We start from the raw sequence: 2,267 nt of genomic DNA on the forward strand, positions 1-2,267 counted from the left end.
GTTTATATTATTTATATTTGTTTGACGAGAATATCTTTATTTGCCGACAAAGGTACATAAATTTACGGAAAAATATGTTTCTAAAATATATAAATAGACAGCTGTGGGGAAAATGTGGGGAAAAATTAGATAATTAAAAAGGCTAAATGACTGGAAATAATCACTTAGCCTTTTAATCCGTACCCAGACCCGTACTTCGTAATTGCTGCGCCCATCATTCAAGACTGTCAAATCGGGTCTTTCCTGTCAAGCCAATGATGCCTATGCGTATGCCAAACACATGGATTACGGATTTCTCGTTCCGTGAACAAACACTTTATCCGCAACTCTGCTATGTGGTGTATTGGCTTAACTCCATTTCTATGGGCAACACTTTTGTTGCAGATTTCAAGCAGCTTTTATCGAAATACCCATCAGTAAGAACTCGTTTATTAGGCTTTCCTCATAATTGGGAACAAGAGCCTTTGTGGAGATAAAATAATTGCCCTGTTTCTTAAAAAGCACTGGGGCAAACCAGCTCCGTCTTTAATTGTTTCCAATAAATGGATTGTTTCAAGCCCCTATAGAAAGAGAACAAAAATTCCTGTGTGAAAATTAATCTACGACAAGGAGCAAGCAAGGAGCAATATCAAACAAAAATCAATACCTTTGCAGTACATATGAGATAGACCAAAACAAAAGTGGAATATCGGAAACGAATAGCAAGGAAAAGAGAAGAAACGACCCAAGTTGATGTCCTTTTTGAGTTAATAATCAATAAAAGCGTTAAATCTTCACCTTTTAGAATGTGCAATTAAAAATAACAACCATATTTCTGACTTATTATCTATAAAATATTGAGTAATAATCGGTTGTAAATACAGCGGATGTAAAAGTCTTTCAGGAAATCTTGTTATTTCTGCCTCGGTAAAGGAAATTGGACGTTTAGCATTTAATTTATGCACAGCTCTAAATGGGGATTCGGAAAACCCGTCACAAATAACGCTACCTGAATCATTGGAAAAAATACATGATTATGTTTTTAGCTATTGTAACAATATTAAAACTATCAAGTTACAGTCATTACCAGAAGGTATATCGAGAAACTTAGGTGTTCGTACGCAGACAGTAAGTCTGAGCGACGACTCATATATTAGCGACAAGGCAAGTGGCACAGTTAATGAAATATACTACACTCGCACGATGACGAGCAACTGGGGCACACTCGTGTTGCCTTACCCCTTGACGCTGACTGGCAACGAGCCTTACCGTCTATATTCCATCGACAATATGACTGGCGAGGAACTTGTATTGAAACAACTTGAAGGAGTGGTGGCTGCCGGAACTCCATGCGTGGTAAAGCGCAACGGCAGCGAAGCAGAGCTGACATTTGGCGCTAACAAGGCTAAGTTGAATATGGCAATAAATGATCAACCTATGGACGGCATGAAATTCAGCGGCACTTACTGGACCAAGGACGTTACCAACGGCGATGGTTATATCATTGCCAAAGACTGCTTCTGGAATGTAGAGAAATTGAAAGGGGTGAGTTCGGTTACTGCCGTCAAGGTTGGTCCGTTCCGCGCTTGGCTCAGTGGCACTTCTGCCAACGCCCCTGCCCAACTCAGCATGCGCATCGACGGTTCTACCACTGGCATCAACGCATCGGAGGCTCTCGACGCATTGAATGATGCCGAGGCAGAATACTACGACCTCAGCGGCAAGCGTCTCGACGAACCACAGAAGGGCGTAAACATCGTGCGCATGAAGTCGGGAAAGACTAAGAAGATAATCATCAAATAACAGAACTGTTGAATGTTCAATAAATAAAATCAATAACAAAAAAATAAAAACAATATGGAAAAGAAAAAGTATTATAAACCACAAATCAATGTTATCGCTATCGATACTGTAGGTATGATAGCTGCGTCGACAGAAACTATTCCAATGGGCAGACCTGGATCGGGAAACGATCCGGAGCTTGGCGATGATGGATATATTTATGGAGAATAGTCAGCCACGTAGTCTTGTGGAATGAACGTGGCAAGACAGTAGTATATGGGGGTGTGGCATCTCATTTTATGAGTTTTGCCACACCCCCATATTGCGTTAATAAACATTTTTATATTTGGATTGTTCTTCCTTTTTTGTTATTTTTGCATACAATAAGTAATAGTTCGTACATATAGTAGGAGGGTATGGCATCCTTGCCATACCCACTAAATTGGCTGTACAATCATGGCAGAGTGGGTATGGCAGGGATGCCATACCCTCCTACTGATTGCCGC

General features: G+C 40.5%; 2 protein-coding genes. Both read left to right on the forward strand.

Going from position 1 to position 2,267, the window contains the following annotated elements; translation table 11 throughout:
- Positions 1–846 precede the first annotated feature (846 nt).
- Positions 847–1,782 (forward strand): leucine-rich repeat protein, encoded by a 936-nt coding sequence (locus C9991_RS16460; protein WP_255414815.1) that lies wholly within the window; start codon positions 847–849, stop codon positions 1,780–1,782.
- A gap of 54 nt (positions 1,783–1,836) precedes the next feature.
- Positions 1,837–1,992: a hypothetical protein gene (locus tag C9991_RS16795; protein ID WP_157949525.1), complete on the forward strand. Its 156-nt coding sequence runs from the start codon at positions 1,837–1,839 to the stop codon at positions 1,990–1,992.
- The last annotated feature ends 275 nt before the right edge of the window (positions 1,993–2,267 follow it).

Origin of the sequence: Prevotella merdae, assembly GCF_900290275.1 — a bacterium.
Lineage (GTDB): Bacteria > Bacteroidota > Bacteroidia > Bacteroidales > Bacteroidaceae > Prevotella > Prevotella merdae.

What these genes read in the sequence shown, in the direction of transcription:
- C9991_RS16795 (WP_157949525.1), top strand. Translation starts at nt 1,837, where the DNA reads ATGGAAAAGAAAAAGTATTATAAACCACAAATCAATGTTATCGCTATC.